At 41.7% G+C, this 20,487-nt stretch carries 10 protein-coding genes; 1 reads left to right on the top strand and 9 read right to left on the bottom strand.

From position 1 onward, the window contains the following. The first annotated feature begins 9 nt into the window (after positions 1–9). Entirely contained in the window at positions 10–3,639 is a 3,630-nt protein-coding gene (locus HJG39_RS13850; protein WP_268409949.1) for a YobI family P-loop NTPase, read from the top strand. A 78-nt stretch (positions 3,640–3,717) separates the two neighbouring features. Here the strand turns inward: HJG39_RS13850 and HJG39_RS13845 are convergent, their stop codons facing one another. The 9 genes from HJG39_RS13845 to HJG39_RS13805 all read right to left on the bottom strand — a co-directional run bounded on the left by HJG39_RS13845 (position 3,718) and on the right by HJG39_RS13805 (position 20,468). Continuing rightward, positions 3,718–4,767, bottom strand: a complete 1,050-nt coding sequence (locus HJG39_RS13845; RefSeq protein WP_268409948.1) for a hypothetical protein — start codon at positions 4,765–4,767, stop codon at positions 3,718–3,720. 150 nt (positions 4,768–4,917) lie between these two features. Then, the gene (locus HJG39_RS13840) at positions 4,918–5,307 is read right to left on the bottom strand and encodes a hypothetical protein (protein WP_268409946.1); all 390 of its coding nucleotides are present in this window, start codon (positions 5,305–5,307) and stop codon (positions 4,918–4,920) included. Between the two features lie 221 nt (positions 5,308–5,528). Further along, on the bottom strand, positions 5,529–8,597 hold the full coding sequence (locus tag HJG39_RS13835; protein ID WP_268409944.1) for a prolyl oligopeptidase family serine peptidase: 3,069 nt from the start codon (positions 8,595–8,597) through the stop codon (positions 5,529–5,531). Continuing rightward, positions 8,594–9,217 (bottom strand): hypothetical protein, encoded by a 624-nt coding sequence (locus HJG39_RS13830; protein ID WP_268409942.1) that lies wholly within the window; start codon positions 9,215–9,217, stop codon positions 8,594–8,596. Before HJG39_RS13830 ends, HJG39_RS13835 begins: the two co-directional genes overlap by 4 nt. A gap of 130 nt (positions 9,218–9,347) precedes the next feature. After that, positions 9,348–12,410, bottom strand: coding sequence for a hypothetical protein (locus HJG39_RS13825; RefSeq protein ID WP_268409941.1), 3,063 nt, complete (start codon positions 12,408–12,410; stop codon positions 9,348–9,350). A gap of 225 nt (positions 12,411–12,635) precedes the next feature. Continuing rightward, complete coding sequence (locus tag HJG39_RS13820; protein ID WP_268409940.1) at positions 12,636–13,592, bottom strand: hypothetical protein; 957 nt, start codon at positions 13,590–13,592, stop codon at positions 12,636–12,638. Between the two features lie 103 nt (positions 13,593–13,695). Then, on the bottom strand, positions 13,696–15,957 hold the full coding sequence (locus HJG39_RS13815; RefSeq protein ID WP_268409939.1) for a hypothetical protein: 2,262 nt from the start codon (positions 15,955–15,957) through the stop codon (positions 13,696–13,698). Positions 15,958–16,074: 117 nt separating this feature from the next. Further along, positions 16,075–18,648, bottom strand: a complete 2,574-nt coding sequence (locus HJG39_RS13810) for a hypothetical protein (protein ID WP_268409937.1) — start codon at positions 18,646–18,648, stop codon at positions 16,075–16,077. Further along, entirely contained in the window at positions 18,645–20,468 is a 1,824-nt protein-coding gene (locus tag HJG39_RS13805; protein WP_268409935.1) for a hypothetical protein, read from the bottom strand. Before HJG39_RS13805 ends, HJG39_RS13810 begins: the two co-directional genes overlap by 4 nt. Positions 20,469–20,487 lie beyond the last annotated feature (19 nt).

Below are 20,487 nucleotides of genomic sequence, written 5' to 3'. Positions count from 1 at the left end.
AAGGTCGTTATGGTAAAAAATATTAAAAATATCTCTAACAACTTCGTTAGCTTAGCCCCAATAGTAAAGAAAGAAAACAATGATATATACCAACAGGCTTTAGACTTTTCCACCCAAGAAGAAGACATATTCAACATCGCACTTTCAGGCCCTTACGGCGCAGGAAAAAGCAGTATTATCAAAAGTTTTAAAAAACGAAAAAATGATGATTTTAAAATTTTAGAAATCTCACTCGCATCATTCAAGCATGATAATAAAAGCGAGGATATCGACCCAAAAGAAATTGAATTTAGTATCCTTCAACAAATGCTCTACAGCGAAGGAGCAAAAACCCTCCCACACAGTCGCTTCAAAAGAATAAAATCACCACACCTTCCCGTTCTGAAGTCGACTCTATTGACATGCTGGCTGGCAAGTGCCTTTGTACTTTACTACAACTGGAAAAGCCTAGTTAACCACGAGATATGGAGTGCCGATTTTTTACTTTTTTCTTTTATTGTCGTTGCATTATCACTGGGATCTATAGCCATTTTTAATGCGCTATATCATGTATTTTATGGTTCATCACTTAAAAAAATATCCTTGAAAAACATCGAGTTGGAAACTGAAACTACAGATAGCTCAATATTAAATAAGCACCTAGATGAGATATTATATTTCTTTGAACAAACAGATTACAGACTCATCGTTTTTGAAGATATAGATCGGTTTGATACACCAGAAATATTCGTAAAATTACGAGAAATAAATACTATTGTTAATAGCAGCAAATCCGTAGACCAAAGAGTTCAATTTTTATATTCAATTAAAGAATCCATGTTTAGTGAGCGAGAGAGAACTAAATTCTTTGATTTTATTATTCCTGTAGTTCCTGTAATCAGTACGAGCAATGCTAGTGACCTCATGCAAGAAAGAGCGGCAAATTTTAAAGATTTACACTCCCCTATCAACCCAAACTTCATTAAAGATGTTAGTGAATACTTAAATGACGCAAGATTGATACACAACACTTTTAACGAATTCTATATTTATCAACATTCTATAAACGATAGGAAAATTGATACAACTCATTTATTCGCTATTATGCTTTATAAGAATGTATTTGGACATGATTTTGAGGCACTGCATGAGAAAAAGGGCGTTTTCTACAATATAGTAGCGAGAAAAGAAGAGTGGATTACAAGAAGAACTCAAAAAATACAAAATGAAGCTAAAAATTTAAAATCTCTTTTAACTGACTCCGAAAAACTTTTTATTGAAAACGAAAGTCAGTTGGCTGATCTTTACAGGATGGCGATTCAAAAACTTCATAATCAAGGAAGATATGTACGCATCAATAAAACATCAAAATATATATCTGAATTAACTACTGAAGACATTAAAAACTTACGTGAAAGCGGCAATGTAGAAATAACTACAGACCAAAACCATGCTCACCATTATAACTCAGCGAATTTAAGATTTAACTTCCAAGATGTAGAAGAAAAAATAAAATCAGCTAATAACTTCCCTAAATTTGAAAAGCTACTAAAATATAAACTTAGCTCCGAAAGCGCTCCCATAAAGGAAGAAATTGAAGAGTTAATAAATATTGAAATACCTAAAATATCTTCAAAAAATTTAGTGGAGCTATTAGAAAATGAAAGCAGTATTATTGATGAATGCATTAAAGAGTATTCTGAAAATAATACAATTGTCGATATCGGATTATTCCGCTTCTTAATTTTAAGCGGTTATTTAAATGAAAATTACACAATATACACCTCCATATTCCGTGAACAAGAAGGCTGGACTAGAAACGACAGAGAATATTATAAAGCAGTGAAGTCAAGACTTGAGACTCAGCCCAATCAAAAAATTGACAACCCTAAAGAACTACTGTCTAGATTAAACTCTGAAAAAATACCTTCAAGATACCTGCTAAACGTCAATATTCTTGATGAACTTCTATCTTACAACAGCAAGAACAATGCACTTCTTAATTTGATTTTAAAACACTTAGAGAGAATCTACTTAGAAAATGAAGGGCAAGATTTCATAAAACACTACCTCTATTCAGGGGAGCGTATTAAAAACTTTCTCACTCATTTATTAGAAAAATGGCCTGAGTTCACAAACCATTGCATTAAGTCGCCTCTAGCACCATTAGAAATAGCAACGTTAATTGATAAAGTTGATTACGAAACTATTTTGGAGTATGCAGATAATGAAAAGCTTAAAGAATATTTAGAAAAAAGCTTAGGCTCCCTGTACATCAACAACCTCATTACCCCCCCAAATCCTAAGAGCTTTTCCTATCTTTATGAAATATCACTTAGAGTCAGTAGCATTCGAGATGTGCCCAACAATACCGAAGTATTTAACTATCTTTTGAAAAATCAGTTATACGCCATTAACATTGATAACATCCATTATTTACTCGAATATTACGGAGCCTCACCACAACTAATACAAAGCGAAACGTACACGCAAATTACGAAACACTTTGATAGCGACAACCGTGCCTTCATAGAAAATCATATTGATAGCTACGTTCATAATATAATGCTCCAATGCAAGAAAAATAAGAGCGAAGCGGAAGATTACATTTATCACCTACTTGATTTACCGAACATTTCAGCAAAGACTAAAGTAAGCCTACTAACCCATCAAGATAAAGTATTCACAAGCATTGATAATTTTAAAGAAGAACTTTGGACTCATCTACTACAACTTAGAAAGATCAAATTTTCTTGGGAAAATATCATAAAATACGCGAATTCGTTTGAAACCGACCATGACGTATTAATCGAGTTTCTTTGCGAACAAGAAGCTTCAACGTTTTCTAAGCCTGATGAAAACATCTTATCCAACCTCTCAAATCGTGACCTAGTAGAATTAGTAAGCTCAAGTGATGACCTGCCTAGTAAAAACTATATCGCATTATTATCTGAATTAAGGGCCTCATTCCTTGAACTTCCAAATGTATCCTATAAAAAACAAGCACTATTAATTAACCATGGAATGTTGCGACTTAATGAAACTTCATTTGAAGAAGTGCAAGGAAATAACGAATTATTAGTGACGCTCATTCAAGAAAATTTAGAAACGTTTATCGAGGATATTATAATTTACCTTGATGAATTATCTCATGAAGTATTATTAGCGTTATTCGCATCTGGAATGCCAAAAGAACACAAGATAACACTGGCACAAAACATTAAAATCGACCAGTCAAAAACCTCTTCAAACGAATTAAAAGACGCCATAACCCCCTTTTACCTTGAGATGGAAGGCGAACATATAAACTCAGATACTTTGCGGCATTTGGTAACATTCTCTAATAGAGAAGATATTGGCCTTGAATTATTCAAAAAATGTTCTGAACATCTTCCAAGGCCTCAACTGACTCAAATTTTAGCCCAGAAAGTGCCCATATGGTCGGAATCCATTACTATGGAAGCATTAAGGCTCCTTCCAGAACCTTATTCTTTTATTGCCAACTATGGTAAACGACCAAAAATCCTAGCAAACGAAACAAACCGAGTTTTACTAATAAATCTTCGTAAGAAGGAATTTATTAGATCATTTAAACGTGATGGTGCTTACTTCAGAATATCAACTAAAAATAAAGCGCCTAGGAAAGTCCCTGCCGAATAAAATTGAAAGCCCCGTTACAACCGAGCTAGCTCCACACTGGCAGCGTGCACCCAAGCCACTGCCTTCACTTTTCACCACTTATCGAATCAATAAATTCGGAATTCTGCGTCTGCGTTTACGACGTTTGCTGCTTTTTGCGCCAAATTCGGTTTCATAGTTGAGCGACACTATTTTCATGGTGTCTTGCTTGCCTATCCAAACGTGTTCGAACTTTAGTGCGAATTGATGCGCGTCCCACGGGTGGAAAACCATTTCAGAGGCAATTGAGTAGATGTTTCTAGCATCCCAAAAGCTTTCTGGGTCGAAGCTGGGATACCACGAATAACGTGCGCTAATATCGGCTTGCCATTTGAAGTTAAATTGGTGGTGATAGTTTGCAAGCAAGCTATGAAAGGTGCGCGACTGGGTTTCGAATACTTCGTCGCCGGGATCTAAACGTCGGTAGCTGAGGATATAATCGAGTCCTAAATCGGCGTTGTCGTAGTTAAATTTTTTCGACAGCAATAATCCGCCGCCGTATTCTTTGTCGGTAAATACAGCGTCAATACGGCTATCCCGATACCGGCTTTGCCCGTGATACACATCGCCGCCAACGGTCAACCCGCCAGATAAGTCATGTTCGATAAACCATTCCGAAAGCAATTTATGGCGCGTGTAGCGCACCGGTGACGCATTGCGGGAACCAGATAAGTTGGTTTCCACTAGCGTTCCTTCGAGTATATATTGCTCGGAAGTGAGATCCCAATTAACGGATGTGCGCTTAAAAATATTGCCGCCCATAGTGAATGAGAGTAGCCATGTGTCGTAATCCACCAGCAGCTCACTGTTACTCAGCGCTAAATTTGATGTATCTCGGCTAGCCGCTATCGAGCGCGATTCCCTTGTTATATTGCCAAAGTAGTTAATTTTGCGATACCACGGCTTTTGCGCTTTTTTCGTGAACACAAGCGACGTTTCAGTTTCATTCGCTTCTGTCGATTCCTGTTTTTGGTGACTGACAGCAAGTGCCTCGAGCTCTTTAAACAACACATCTAGGTTCTTCTCACCTGCGTTCTGTGCAGATACCGACGCAATACAAAAGCTCATTGAGATAAAAATTCCGTAAATTGCACACCTGAATATGTTCATACCCGCTCCTTTATGCGATTAAAAAAAGGAGACGGTGTAACAACAAAAGGCGTGACAGACAAAACTGGTAATAAAAGAGAAAGGGGGAATAGAAAGAGGGGAAATTTAAGATACCACAAGAACCATAGCGCTATGGATAATAGCCATAAGTCACTTTGCACAGAGCTTTACTTGCCCCGCTTGTAGCACTTTTCTGGTAAACGAAATGGGGCTTGGCGCAGGCGCACCATTTGGACCCGGTTTTTGCGCAGCTCCGGAATCGTTACCGCCGGTTAATACATCATTGGCAAGCACGACTTTGCCTCCTTCAACGAAGAGTTTGCTGGCAGTTGGCATAACGCTGCCATTAAAGGTACCGGGCGCAACGCTACCGTCAATAATGTTGGAGATAGCGGAAATAGATAGCTTAATTTCTTGGGTATACACCCCTTTGCCTTGAACCAGCAATTTACTGGATTCCTTTCCAACGGTATCGGTTCCCAACACGGTTACTGGCTCGAAACTGATCACCGCGCCTTTAACCGCAACCAATTTAGACATAATAAATTCCTTCGTTTGTAAGGTTTTGAAAAGTTGAACACGGACGTTGAGCAGAGATGTTAAAAACAACGCACATGTTTGTTCGTGCGTATTTATTAGGAGTCGCAGGTTAGGCTGAATTGTGATTGGAATTTAGCGGAGAAGGTCAACTCAAATCATATTGAATGGCTGAAAAACAAAAAGGGCGCTCATTAAGCGCCCTAAATTAATTTCTAAAAAAGTTATTCTGCTTCAACAATAGTGAAGTCTTGTTGATGCAACTTTTTCCCTCGTGTGGAGAAAATCTCGACTCGCCATTGGGAATTCACTTTGTCGTTTTCATCAACCATTCGCAAAACCGGAAATGGATAGTTGATATTACGGATAGTGAGTTTTTCGTCCTCAACCACAAAGTCTGTTTCATCTTCTAACTTTCGACTCCAACGAATGAACACCGCCACATTGCTATCGTAATCGCTGTCTTGTGGCTCAACTTCAAATTTAATACCGTAGCGAGTCTCTTCTTCTTCACCAAACTGCAACGGGATACGTGTTACTGAATAATAATGCCTAAAACTTTTAGAGAGCCTGAAATGGAAAGGCCCAAACGTGCCATAATCCATATCATCCAATTGGAAAGGGATTTCTTGATAAGCACGAACAGACTGCATCATTGCATTCAGTTTATCGTATTCTTCGTCTGTGTATTTGCCTTCAATCATTATTGTAGCTAATACCGCCCTACGCGCTGAATAGCTATCTGTGGTAACGGGATTGGCAAGATCTTTTTCTTTGTCTTTTCCTCGTTCCTCTAGGCTCAAATACTCAATGCATTTATCGACGTTTTTCTCAACACCTAATCCCATGCAGTATGCAAAGCCAAGGTAAACTAACGACTCTGCATCATTGCCCTGCTCAACCGCTTTTTGAAACGCTTTAACGGCATTGACTTGGTCGACATGATTCGTTTGCTTCATGCGCTTGTGATGACGATAGGTGGGCCTTGTCTCCTCATCGCTTTTTTCACTTTCAATTGGCGGCGATTGGTAGTCTCCCTGCATTAACAGGTAACCTAAACGATGGCTTGCCCCTGAATTTCCTGCTTCTGAGGATTTCTCGTACCACATCCGTGCCATGTTTAAATCTTTCTCAACTTGGTCGCCTCGATGATAGTAAGCGCCAACATTAAACATGGAACGATCGTGTCCAAGTTCAGCTGCGAGTCGATAATACTTTAACGCCAGTGCTTCTTGGTCGCCAACCAATGTGTCTCCACTGAAGTAGTCCGCTAAGGCAACATATTCTTGTAAATCCGCTTCTTTATCCGGCAACGCTGGTAAGGATAAGGTTTCCCTTAAAAAGCGGTCGATAATAGCGGATTCGTGCCAATCTCCACCCCATGTATGATGACCATGCCCAACGCCTTTATAAAATACCGTTTCTACTGGCTTATTGAACTTTTCTAACATGTATTTCATGCGGTTGCTGTGCTCAAAAACCGCAATGTTGTCGTCCGTGCCGGCAAGCAATAAAACCGGCACATTGACTTTGTCCACAAGATAAACTGGCGAGACACGCTTTAAATCTTCGCTGTTTTTGCCCACCACTCTGGTGACGGCATTAATATATTGCTGATTCATTTTGCGGTTACTGGCATTAAACAATAGCGGCAAATCGTAAACGCCATAACCACCTACTGCGCAAGAAAATAAGTCTGGGTTTTGAATGCTCAGCATCAGTGCAGAATAACCACCGTAACTCGTACCGATGGAGCATAAATGTTCAAAGGATTGCTTTTGTAAAAGATCGTTAACCGCAAGCATGATGTCCTGCTCTATCAACTTACCGAACTGAGCGCGGCCTTTTTTCTGGAAACGTTTACCAAAACCACTGGAACCACGGAAGTTAACACGTAAAACGGTATATCCTCTGTCTGCAAGGAACTGAACAGAATTGTTAAAAATGGCATCATCCCTCACGCCAATCGGGCCACCGTGCGGCATAACCAGCAAGACATTATTGTTATTCCTTACAGGCTCAGTTAGTAGCACTTCAATTTCATCATCATCGGGCGTTGCAAGTGAGTAAGTTTGCGTTGCTGCAAAGGTGTAGTCTTGCGCGTTTTTCATGATAGTAGCGAGAAGACGAATAGTTAGCTCAGGTTCTGAGCTTGCACCTTCTACTGCATTGGCACTCGATAATACATAAAACGCACCTGAATCTTGCTTACCCAAGGCTAAAACAACCGCCGTATTGTTATCCAACGAGTTGCTTACCACGTACCACTTTTTACCATCAAGCTGCGATTGAATGTGGCTGCTTAATGCCACCACGGTGTCGCTCAAAAATTCTGTTCTTAAGTTGCCATATTCAAAATAACTCACCGAGCCCAACCCCGTTTTATTGTTGTTCATCGTGGCAGACGTTAGGTCGTATTTTTCGTGTTGATACAAAACTTCTTCTATTTTTTGTGTGCGAGCATTAAAGCGAACCGCGCTTTTTGTGTCGGTATCTTTATTGGTAATAACAAGGAAAGTATCGCCGCTGATATGGCTTATTGGATGGAAGTAAAAATCTTGGTTATTCCATGTGTATAAGTGATTCCAATCACCTTGCCTACTGAGCTGATACCATAAAGAACTGCTTTTTTTCGCTTCATCAAACGTTACTGCGAATAGTGTTTGTGGATCCGCACCTTTAATATAACTTATGGCATCGCTTTTATAGTCGATGGGCTCCTCAAAGTCTTTTGCCGCTTCATTCTGACCAGAAGGCTGCGTTAATTGAGAGAGTTTGGCTTTGTAAATTTTTAAATCAATGACATATTTGCCTGTGTTCTTACTGAACAAAACCGTGTCTTCTTCGTTAGGTAAAAAGTCGATAATATCGCCTACACTTCGCAAATAGGTGAATTCCACAAGTTCACCTAGCTGAGCAAGATCGAGATCGATATATCCTGTTACGTATTCTGCTTTGCCGCGCATCAGGCCGATATAAATCGTGTTGTTATCAACCCACTCCAGCTCTCGAAGACTCTCTTTTTCATACAACCTTAGTTTTTTGTACGACTGCAAGGTTGCGGTATCAAAAATAGTGATGTAACGCTTATCATCATCCCGCGTTTGTGCTGCAATGAGTTTTCCGTCCGGGCTCATTTCGATGTGGGAAATTTGGGCAGGAGCGAATAAGTCTCGAACAGGAATTTTTCCCGCGACCGAAAAGAAAGAAATAAAACACGCGAGCAACACAGAAGCAATTCGAAAAGACGCTAGGTTGCTAACCAAATAACGAATAACGTTGGCGATTCTCATTGCGCCTCTCCTCTGGCTGTTTGAACTGCGCCTTGTTTCTCAGGCATCGGAGTTACTGGGGTTGCCGATGCGGGGGGTGCTACAACCCCTTGTTCCACACTCGCGGCATAATCAAAAAAGCTATCTTCGCCGGGCCCTTGGTATTCAACAGCACGTTGCGCCAAGATATTGGGAAAACTGTCCTCCAAAAACTCCAGCGCCATGGAAGACTGGTTCACCAAGCTAATATTGGCTCCGCCGAATGCGCTAACGAAGGATAAATCCCCAACATAACTGATGACTTGCGGTTTAATAGAGAAGTCCCATATTTCATCTCTGAGCATGTAATATGAGCGACCAATGGTGATTTTTGTAAAGCGATAATCTCCGGCAGGTAAGGCAAGCAAAATATAGTTTGAGCCTTTTCTTAGATCATCTTTTGAAAGTGTGAATGTGGTACGGCCAAACACGCGAATGGAGGATAAATCGGTTTGTGTGTCGACTGACATCAACAAATAGCCATCGTGATTTGATGCTAATATGTCTTTGTCTTTTGATAGGGTATTTTTGGTGGCCCCACACCCTAAAAGCATAAGCATTGATACAACGATCAACCCCCAGCCCAAACGCTTACTCAGCATAACAATCCTTTTCCCTTTAAGTGTTGTTTTTGTCGTTCCTCGGCACTTAAATATCACGCTTCGCTAAACAGCTTGGTTCAAAGTACTGCGAGACCCAAATCTATTGAAGGAAGAGGATTCTAACCTAAGTTTACAACGCTAAAAAGCGCTCTTGCTTAATATTGTGCAGAAACTCTTCGGCAGACGCTTTGTTTTCTTCGGACTTGGTTTTCTTATCTTTGTATTCGGTAACCAGTTTTTCCATATCATCAAGCAATTCATGTCGTTTTTTAAGCGTTGACGTTTTCTTATGATAGGACTCAATGTACTTAGCGACCTTGGCTTTGCTTTCACTTTGTTCGAAAAAGAATAATATTTTTCTTCTTCCCACGGCTTCATTCCAAGTATCAATACTCCAAATGAAAGTGCCCGTTTCAGGAAGTGCATTCTTTTCAATCTTCATCTTGCTGTAGATGTCTTTCAGCATGTCTTTTTGGTTTCGCTGTTCAAGTAACATGCTGTATTTATCTATCAACTCTTCCGTTTTTTCTTTTGAAAAACTCCCAAATAATGTTTTGCGCGAGACCTCTGCTATTCGCCTTTTTGCCTGAGCATTATCATTATAGGTAATCTTATTTTTTTCTTGTTCATGCTGATTTATCCATTTATCGACGGAGGTCGATATCGGTTCTGCTTTGGATGCTTGTTCTTCCCGTGTTTTGAAGCCAGATTTAGCATGATCAATTTCAATTTTATAACTTCTTCCTGTGGCATCTTTCTTCACGCATCCCAATAATTGGTATTCTCCCAGTGTCCATTCCCCAAAGGTAATTGAAGCGATTTTCTTCTCGAAAAGGAGTGCTTTTGCTTTTATCGAAGCGCCAACATTCGCCGATATTTTACCGCCCAAGCGAAATTCACCTTCTATGGGATTAGCAGGGTTAAGACCAAAACTGCCGAAAGAATGATCCTCCTTGCCCTTGGTGTACTTTAAACCGCCGGAAATAGTTACATCACCGAAAATACTGCCATCTACTTCACCATGTATCCCAGCCTGAAGCTTGGCAAGGAAAGGTATGCCAACAAAAGCGCCGCCTTCCACTCTTATAAAGGCTTTTGCATAACCCCCCGTTTTACCGTTAACTTTGTATAAGGTTTCGCCTGTTTTAGCATTGCTTTTGCCTTTTTTAAGACCTAATCCAACACTTGCACCAACCTCAAAACCGCCTCTCAATCCCACTGAGCTACCCGCGACACCAGCAACAAGCGGAATATCAATGTCGATTACCGGAATAGAGGCTCGTTGTCGCCAATCGCCTTCGATGCCACCTTCTTTTTTGTCTCCGTCGTAATACGCATCTAGCCCTAACACCCGCGCGCGCAATTTCTGTATGCCATTGTTCGCGTCTTTTTCGTAAGTAAACTTCCCGCCTTCGTATTTAAGCGACGACAAACCTTGATGTATGGTTAGCTGCTTTAAATCAATAATATTGTTCAGAATATTATTTTCCGTGAAAAGGCTTGAGCCGACGACATCCTTTTCATTAAGCTCCTTGCTGGTGTCGTGCTCCAAATCCATGAAGGCGTTTTGCGCTTCTATTTTATCTTTGGTGAATTTGGCGTTTTTCATTGCCAACGACATCGTGGTGTGAGGCCCTACTGGAATCGTTACATCTGCCGAAGCTATCTCGCCGCCAAGGGCCTTGTCGTGATAAAAAACCTTCGCTTCGGAAACATTCGCCTTTACGCCGCCGGGTAGTTTGTTGAAGTTAACATTTGTGCTTATATCAAATTCCGGCGTTTCACCCTTTTTGACATGCACCTCGCCCCTTGGATTGGCAATAGAAAGGTAGTCTGGGATCACCTCAAATGTGCTATCGGAATGTACTCTTGCTCTGCCCGATTGAAATTCCCCTGCGGTGTTGAGTTTTAGATCGAAGTTGCCGCCAACCTTTTTATCCCCCCACAACGGCACTTGTGCATCACCATAAAAGTTGACCACATCCTGACCTTTAAAATAGGAGAGCGTGATTCTTTCTGAACGCACCCGCCCACTGGCAATACTGAGGCCGTGGATACTCGCACCAAAGAAGTTTAAACCTTGCTCGTTTACAATAAGCTTATCGCCTTGTACTTTTTCAGCGCGAATGAACTCGGAAAAACCAATTGAGGACGTTTGAAAAACCGGTTCAACGGTAATCTCCCACCCCGTGCCAAAAGGTAAATTAACATCAACGTTTCCCCCTAAGGACTGACCAAGAAAAGACACTTGCGCGCGACCAGTTGCCATCAAACCCGCACGCTTTTGGTCGGATTCATTGCCATTCCATTCCCCCAATTTAGGCGGATTAATCCCTAATGAGATGAACTGGTTTGACACTAAATTAGGTTCGTTCTGTTTTTGTGCGGAAAGATCTTCTGAGGTTAACGCCGTTGTATCCGCGCTGTCGGTTTCTTCGTCTGAGGCTCCGCCCCATAACCCCGCCAACTTTGATGCTATTGCACTTTGAATGGAATTGACCCACGCTTCAATCGCATCGACAAAATTATTTAACTTACTCAGGGCAGATTCAAAACCATTTAGAATGCCAAAAATATAAGATTCCGTGACATCGCCACGAAGAGAGGCAAGCCAGCCACCGTTGTAGAGTTTATTGGCAGCCCAAAACCATATTTTACCGATAGCCCAAAGTACCGTCGACACCACCTCTGAGGGTATGGACTTCAGAATATCGACCGCTTTCACTAATGCTGCCACCCACGGACTTAACGACTTAATTGAAGTAACGCTGTAAGTCAGCAATCCCGAAATGACCTGTTTAACTGATGTTCCAATGTTGACATGGCTCCAGAGCATTTGTAACGCATAATCCCGTGCCACATTGACGCCTGCCGACAGAATATCAACGCCCACGGCTCCTGCCCCTAAAACCGTCTGTGGTTTTTGTGCAAGCTCCTTTTTCACCCCCTTGGCTGATTCTGTCATGGTTGCGTCCCCTGCATCGTTGACTTGTGATTGGGGTAAGCCAGAAGAGCCAGACATTACCAGTTCGTGCGAAAGGATGGCTTGATGTAAAGGATACCTGTATTGATTTAACAACAAATATGCCGTTCGCGATTTAGATTGGCCTCCACCTAAGGTTTGCATGGGGTCTTGTATGGAATCTTGTGCCAACTCTGACTGCTTTTCTTGTTCCGTTTTATTCGCTTGCATTATCAATTTCCTTAAGTAAGTTTTCTTGAAGAACCAAGGCTCAACGCACTCATAAAAGATCGAGTCAAATATCAATGTTCAAGAGGAGGCCAATGTGTTTTATGCGCTAAAAGCAAAGCGCTAAATAAGGTATTTGAGGGTTGTTTTTGGGTTTGGGTTTGGGTTTGGGTTTTGTGAAATTTTTACCGGCTAAATTCAACCAAGGTAAGTTCATTAAAGAAAACGCTATACTTTCAAACCATTCGCTTTGTACCTGCGAACCATTTCTATGGGTGTTACAGCGTAAGAGGATTGAGCATCATTAGCTGCTAACTCAGCGATAATACTCTTTTTTGGTTCCTCACCTTTTTTAAGTCGACTAACCGCCCCAACATAAGCCAGATAAAGTTTTTCTCTACGCGCCCCTACAGAGGTTGTCGTTGTCATTCTCTTATCATATTTTAGAAAACCTAGATTTTTATCTATTTTGACCCCTCTAGGGTTCATGGTATTGACAAGTTTAACTACCATTTTCATTCCTTCTGATTGCCCTTTTTCAGCACCATTCATCATTTGCCTTGCAGCATCGTTGTACAACGTTGTAGGTTCCGGATAATAAATAGCTAACGCATTAATTTTATATAACGCTTCTCGCTTTTCATTTTCCTCGACTGCCGCTTTATCCAAAAAACCATTAAAACTTTCAAACCAAATGTCACCAGCCTCTTTTACATTCCCTTCACTCTCATCTTTAAACCGATAGGCGCTTGTGACCACTTCAGGGTCATAGTCATCTTGCAAACTATCAGCAACACTCACCCAATTCGCCACTTCCGCATCATCCCATAGACCATCGCTATCACTGCTTTTATAAACAACTTCAGAATCAGGAAACATCTTCTTGCCTTCTTCAACAGCTAATTGATGCGCCTGATCACGATATCTTGCATAAGGGAACGTTTGCGTAGAAAAATCCCTTGGGGTTTTATCAAGAGAATGCTTATAAGCAAATAGGTGCTTTCCATCTTCTACCAAGACATCTGCTCTCACTGTTTTTCCATCACCACCTTGTTTGCTATTCGTCAACATGACATACCCAACTCGAGGATTGGCTGGAATTCTGCCAAGTCGAGCAAATAAGTCCTTTTCTGACTTCCCATGAACACCTATTGATTCAGCAACTAAAGCTTTATTTGCTTGCATCAGAGACCTTTTTTAACAATTTACTTATCCATTAGAATTGTTGTCGTATTTGAAGCTCTTCATAAAAGTGGCTATTGCCTCAGCGACCAATAAATAGCTAAATCTAAGCATTAAACAACGCACTTTCTGCACTCAACAATGCTTCAAATGCTTTTTGATGAATAGTTTCTGAAAGATCAGTTAAAAACTTATTCACTTCCTTTGCGATTTTATCCTGCAACGCTGTTGCTTTGCCCAAAGGGCTTGAGTTGAGCAAATCTTTTAAAACCGTCATGACGTACTTTTTCAAAAGCTTTTTAAATAGCGCCTCTTTTTGCTCAAATTTCTGCCTATCAATGTAGCCTTTTTGTAAAATGTATTGCTCAATAACGGCTGGTCGTTCTCCTTGCCCTTCAATATATTTAATTACTTGACTGAGTTTATCTTTATCACTGACCAACCAACTCAATGGACCGCGATTATATTGCTCAAGGTATTTAACAACGACCTTCTTCTCTTTGCTATCTGGCGTATGATTAGAAACGAACTGTTGAGGCTTAGTTAATTTGGGCTTTTTTAGGATTTTGTCTTTAACAAGCAAATCATACATAAGCTTTGAGGCGGCTCCCCCAACTTTTTCTTTTGCTACTTGATGAAAAATAACTTCAGCGCTTAATGCTCTACGCTGGCCTCGTGTATTATTTAACTTTTTAATGAAGCCTTTTAGACGCAAATACACTTCCTCAACACCTTCGATTACAGAGCCTACAAGACGAATACTCTCAGATATTATTGCGGCCACGCCGCCAGTTACCAAAGATAAAATACGGCCAGCAAACTTCGCGATTTGCGAACCCAGCAAAATAATCGAACGCACTTTTAAGCTTTCTAACTTATCCAACCCATAAATTGAAAATCCCGTAAGTTCATCAATCACTTTACTCTTGGTGAGACTTTTACTTAACACTTCCACTTTACCGCTAGCGCGCTTGTAAAGTTTATGGGAATTCCAAGCACCTTGGATATCTTTCAAACCAAGCACATCGGCAATAATAAAAAGTTTTTCAGAAATACCACTCAAGTCGGTTAAATCAGTAATTTTCTCTTTAACATTTAGATAATCTTGAATCACACCATCATTCAAATTAGTTTCATCTAATTCATTAATAACGGCATCAACCCCCTTATCTACAGCGGCTTTACTCTTCACCTCATTATTCAGTTCTGTTATAGATTTACTAAGAAGCTCCTTATTCTCCAGCACATTTTGCTGCTGTTTTTCACCTTTTATATCTTCTACATCTATTACTAACTGCTGACCAGTTTCATATATTTCATATGCAGCGTTAGTACCCTGAGCAATTTCAGATACTTTTTTCAATTCATCTCGTGTATTTTTTGCAGAGGGTATATATCCAAAAACATCCCTAATTTGGTTTTCATAAATTTCTTCAGCTTGCGCAATTTCCGTTTTATTTTGGCCTTCCATATTATCGGCAGATGACCTACTCAGAATGCCTAAAGCTTCCCGCTGAACATCAATGCTACTTCCTATTGCCTCTCGAACTTTATGCTTAAAAATGGCCCTACTCCACAATCTAGGATCGTCTTCATATGACAGCTTTGACGTATATTTTATCTGAGACCATGCCTTATGCGATCTGGTGAGCATTTGAATTGAATCGCTAACAACGCTGTACTTCTCTGGATTATTTTTAACTTCATTTCGAAAAGCATCCACGTTCTGCTCAAACTGACCTCTCTCTGGAGATGAATTCCCCCAAAATTGTTCAATTTTAAATTTGCTCAGTAAAGAATACGCTAATGCTTCTCGGCTCGGTACATAGGTGTCGACAGCCCAGTCAAAACCATATTTATCGAAATTTTCTCCATGAATGTCTAAAGCATCAGTTAATCCATTACTTATTGGCCCATCATCATCAATATCTTTTTTTGATATTCTTACGAACTTGCGACTTTCTGGAGGCTCCGAGTTAGATGCACCTTCATCACCTGCGTGCATATTTAACCTATTCGAACCAGATTGAATGCTGCGTTTCATCCCTTCAGGAGCTTTATCGTATAAGTCTTGAAGTAGAAGTGCTTGATAGTAGTAATAGTGACTACCTTCCTGACCTATCTCTTGAGTCACATCAGAAAGCTCAAAATTATAGGTAATTAAATCAGCTAAAATTGCTTTGGTATTATTAACGTCGTTTATGTTACCTCGGTAAATCGCCTTGTCGGCAATAAGTGCTGTGGCGCTTCTATCACGAACCCAATCCACCCACCTTTCCTCACTCCGAGGAGGTTCAGAGAAGTTTCTGGAATTTACCCAAATATCATGAGCATTGTTTTCATTTACCTCTTTTGGTTTTTCTATCATCTTTTCTCCAATACATCAGGATAAACAATAAATACAGTCGCCAATTTGATATTAACTAAGCTTATCGCTAGTAATTTCTCGCACTTCGTTGAGAGTGTAAAAATGCAGAGAGAAACCTTATCTCGACATTACCTTGCGTGATATTCCATGCGACATCAGCACCTGCGCCGACACCTCGTTAAACTCCCAAGCCGAGGTTTTCACGCTTTTCACCAAGCCTTTTTTTGCCATTCTTTTCACCTGCCAAACCGCTTGTTTTAGTGCTGCATTGGCAAAGCCTAAGCCCTGGTAGTCTGTGCCTATCCAAAATGAAATAATGTAGTTTTTGGCGTGTGATTTGGGATTATTTAACGCATTGAAATCGTCGGATTTTAGTTCGAATTTAATTTCTTTGAATGGGCTAACGCATGTTTCTGTTCTAGTCGCCTGCGCGTTACTTTGCTCACCGTTACTTTGCTCACTTTGTTGAGCGGTTTTTCCGTCACAAGCACCGTCACAAGCACCGTCACGGGCATCATCATGCATTTCAGCATCTAACGACACACAACCGACAAACCCAAGCCGAGGATGCACGGCGGCATAGCAAAGTTTTTGGTTATTTTTTCCTGCGTTTTTCCACTGTACAAAAAGTTGTTTGAGCATATCGACAGACTCAATTTCAACGCCGCGCAAACGCTGAGCAATGTTGGGGTCTCGATACTGCAATAAAAACTCAGCAAGATGATGTTCATCCAGTGGCACTAGTTGTAGCGGCGGGCTTTCATCTTGCTCGCCGAGCATCTCTTGATAGGGTTGATACCAATCTAACGTGGTGATGCTTTGCTGATAATTTTCAATATTTTGCGCCAGCTTTTGGCTTTGTTCATCGTTTGGAACCACTTGCAATGCCGTTTCGATACTTTGCTGAGCAAGAGTTAAGTCGTGGGTTGCAAAGGCTGCCAATGCAAGGTTATGCAAGCTCGCTAAATGCGGGCCTTTTAGCTGTAAAAGTGCCATAAAACACTGCTTTGCCATCGCCCAATGCCCAATATCAATGCTGAATAGCCCAAGCTGAAACGCGAACTTGGTATCGTCGAAAACCGGCGTATACAGGTTCCAAATGTGGTTTAAGGTTTTGCACCATAATATTCGCTGATCTACATGCACGCCTGCATCAAGCAAAATGGGCAAGTACGTGGCGAATAGCTTTGGCTCATATTGATGCGTTTTTAACTGCGCTAGCATTTGATTTTCTGAGATGAACGGCGCGTGTTGATTGTTAAAACGCGATGTGTTCGACAACCTTAGTTGCTCGGCTTGCACGGCAACGGCTGCCATGTGTATTACTTGCTCGGCATTTTCGGGCGTTCCTAACGCAAAATGTTGTTCTACCGCAGCAGCAAGCACCCATTGCCAATCGTCTTCTTGCTCATCAAAAAGCGTGATATTGAGCACTTTGCCATTAAGGTGATTTTGTTGGTTTAGCACGCAAAAATACGATGCGTTACGTTGCACGGTTTCAATAAACGCAAAATTCACTTTTTGCATCACTATGCGGGGTTGTTTTTCAGTTTTGTTTTCTGGCAACGAAAAGCGTTGCTTTACATGAAATTCCGAGGTGACGCCAATATCACTTTGAAGGCACAACACGCCTTTTTTGCAACGTGCTCGAAGCTGCTCTTGTAGGCAAATGGCAGCGGTCGGCACATATAAAATCTCACTTCGGCTTTTTGCTATTTCTTGCTGAAAAGCCACCCTTGCTGCTGACTGTAACACTTCAGGAAAAGCGCTCACCGCTTGTGGAAGTGTTACTTTCTGCCATTGATACGCTAAGGTTTTATTGGCCTGCTCTTTTTTATTTTCTGCGCCGACTTTATTCGCTAACTCAGTGTGCGTTTCAGTTCTTTGGCTTAGTTTTTGCCTTTGTTTTTGACTTTGTTTTTGCCGTAAGTGCAAAGGCAAAAAGCGCAGATCAGATGTTGGTTTTCCTTCAGTATTAGCGCTTGAAGCAGCGTCAAAACTAACCTCGCTAACCTCCGATACTTGCGCCGCATATACATCGGAATAATGCACATGAAAAAGTTGCTGAGGCATTGTTGAGGATACGCCATTGGCGATAAACGCCACGGGGTTCCTATCGTAGTGAATAGGGTTGCCGCTGATATCTTGCTCAGGAAGCTGTGGGTGTTGCAATACGTCCCACTGTATCATTTTGGCTCGGCTGTCTTCAGCAAGCGCCTCAAACAAAGGATGCGCCATTAAACGTGCTTGATAGCCCTCTTCAGATATGCCAAATACGTAACAAATTTGGAGCGATTCAAGCTGTAATTCTTGGCACTTTTCATCCAACGCTTGCAGCAATCCCATGCCAAATTGCCCTGTTGTTGCTTGCGCTTCCAGTAAATACACCGGTTCTGATGTGTCGATTTTTTGCTGTTTGTGCAGTAAATAAAGCCAATCTGCAAGGGTATCGGCATAAGACTGAATCCAGCTTTGCAAGCACCATGATTGCTGATGTTGCGCCACGCTTTGCGCAAAACAATGCGAGTTATTCTGCCTCATAAACGCATCGAAAGGCATAAATTGGCTTTGCGCTTGCTGCGCTTCCGTCAGCTCGGTGTCGACAGGCGGCGGCGCAAGCTGAGCGACGGGTACATCAAACCAGCGCGTATTTTCCGCAGAACGGCTTTCAGCCACATGCTTTTGATTCATATTTCTGGCACACCAACCCATGTGATCCAGTACATCAAAATATGCGGTGGCGCAGTTTCATCATCACCGCCTAACAGGTTATGAGTATGCGACGTTGCTTCGGTGTCTTTCGCTTCAAGCGCAATATCAAATTCGTGTTGATGTTCAACAGAAGGGTCGAGCATTTCAGAATCATTGGAAACTCGCCCAGCAATGCCACCAGAGCCATCAACATCAATAAACTTTCCGTCACTTTGCAATAACGGCATTAAATATTCATTGGTGTTTACGGGAACAGGCCCATCAGCAAGCGGTTGAGAGTCGGATGCAGGCTCTGTATTTAACGCCCTAATATTGGCGCTTAAATCCGCGCCCAATGTGGTGGCATTAGCATGATAAGCGCTCACATGGTGAGCATGGCTGTTGGCTTCAATCGTCAATCCTGCCTGAGGCAAGGCTGTACTGTAAGTTTTCACGTTACCTACTTCGGCGTCGTTTTGCGCACCACGAATGAATTGTGTACGTAAATCCGGCGTTGCAACACCGTTATAAACGCCGCCATCACAAATGGCCCACCCCGGAGTCAGTTCTTCCTGTGTTCCCCAGAATGGAATTGCGGTTTTCGGCGGCAAAGGTGGCATGTTGGGCGCTTGCGGTACTTGAGACACCACTTCCGACACATACTCCTGTACGGCTTTGGCGGTGGGTACTTTGTTGTCGCTTTCATCCACGCTATCGGTATGCGGAACCTGTGCAATATCTAAGGTTCCAATAACGCTGCTGGCAACAATAGTGCTGCTCTCCAGTGAATTGATAAACCATGTAGGGTTAGTGCTAATGGTATTCCCATCAATAATGATGCCTTCGCCTTGTTCATATTGGGTAATGTTGGCTTGCAACGAGGCAACCTCTGCATCAACGTAGGCACGATTTTCTTTAAACGCCGTTTGAACTTGTAATTCAGCATCGTTTCTTGCCTCATCTAGCACTTGTTGTTTCGTTTGTTGGGCATTTTGCTGAATGGTTTGGTTCATCGCTTTGGCAGTCACAGCGCGATTATCTGCATTGTTGGTGATGTCGTCTTGAGTGGCAAATTGCACCACGCCTAACGCTGTTTTTGTCCCTAAATACAATTGTTCCGACTTAATTCTGCCACTGATGTTGGCGGGGTTGATATTGCTCACTCCGGCACCGTCGCCGACCAACTTGGCTTCAACCATATTGGCTTGCAAATTAGTCACTGTAATGTTGTCAGCAGAAATTTGTGTCGATGTGAAATCAGCAATATTCCCTTGCATGGAATCAAGCGTCTGTCCTTGTAAATGTTGCGAGGTCAGGCTGTATGTATCCACCATATGCGTGGTGATCATCGCGTCACCGGGTTGCTCATGAGTGGTAAGGTTTAGCTGTTTTGGCAATCGGTTAACATTTAACTCGCCATCCGAAATATGGTTGGCTTGAAGCTGTGTCAGCGCCTGTCCATCACCGCTGAACGTCGCCGTAATATGTTTTGCGCTGATATTTTTCTCTACGGTAAGCGTGTTCGAAGAAACGCTTCCGGCTTTAACCGACTGCGCTTCCATATGCCCTGAATGCATGGTGTTAGCATTTAGCTCATTGCCACTGACAAAAGTCGCCGTTAACGTAGACTCTCCCTCGCCTGACCCCATGTTTAAATCAACTTGCTTGGGCAAACGCTCTGCTGCTAATGTGCCTTCGCTTAAACGCGAGGCATCGCTGCTGATGGCTTCATCTATCAGCTCACCAAATTGTGCTTCGGTAGGCACATCCCCCGATTGAAAATAGGACTTAAGTTTGTTTTTAATCTGTTCATTATCCATCACGGCATTCCTGATCGTT

The organism is Alteromonas sp. a30 (genome assembly GCF_026788005.1).
In the GTDB taxonomy this organism is placed as follows: Bacteria; Pseudomonadota; Gammaproteobacteria; order Enterobacterales; family Alteromonadaceae; genus Paraneptunicella.
This window is presented reverse-complemented; position numbering and strand designations above follow the sequence as displayed.

Bases quoted from the DNA above. Each gene is read 5' to 3' on its own strand.
- HJG39_RS13850 (WP_268409949.1), top strand. From the start codon at position 10: ATGGTAAAAAATATTAAAAATATCTCTAACAACTTCGTTAGCTTAGCC.
- HJG39_RS13845 (WP_268409948.1), bottom strand. From the start codon at position 4,767: ATGAACATATTCAGGTGTGCAATTTACGGAATTTTTATCTCAATGAGC.
- HJG39_RS13840 (WP_268409946.1), bottom strand. From the start codon at position 5,307: ATGTCTAAATTGGTTGCGGTTAAAGGCGCGGTGATCAGTTTCGAGCCA.
- HJG39_RS13835 (WP_268409944.1), bottom strand. From the start codon at position 8,597: ATGAGAATCGCCAACGTTATTCGTTATTTGGTTAGCAACCTAGCGTCT.
- HJG39_RS13830 (WP_268409942.1), bottom strand. From the start codon at position 9,217: ATGCTGAGTAAGCGTTTGGGCTGGGGGTTGATCGTTGTATCAATGCTT.
- HJG39_RS13825 (WP_268409941.1), bottom strand. From the start codon at position 12,410: ATGCAAGCGAATAAAACGGAACAAGAAAAGCAGTCAGAGTTGGCACAA.
- HJG39_RS13820 (WP_268409940.1), bottom strand. From the start codon at position 13,592: ATGCAAGCAAATAAAGCTTTAGTTGCTGAATCAATAGGTGTTCATGGG.
- HJG39_RS13815 (WP_268409939.1), bottom strand. From the start codon at position 15,957: ATGATAGAAAAACCAAAAGAGGTAAATGAAAACAATGCTCATGATATT.
- HJG39_RS13810 (WP_268409937.1), bottom strand. From the start codon at position 18,648: ATGAATCAAAAGCATGTGGCTGAAAGCCGTTCTGCGGAAAATACGCGC.
- HJG39_RS13805 (WP_268409935.1), bottom strand. From the start codon at position 20,468: ATGGATAATGAACAGATTAAAAACAAACTTAAGTCCTATTTTCAATCG.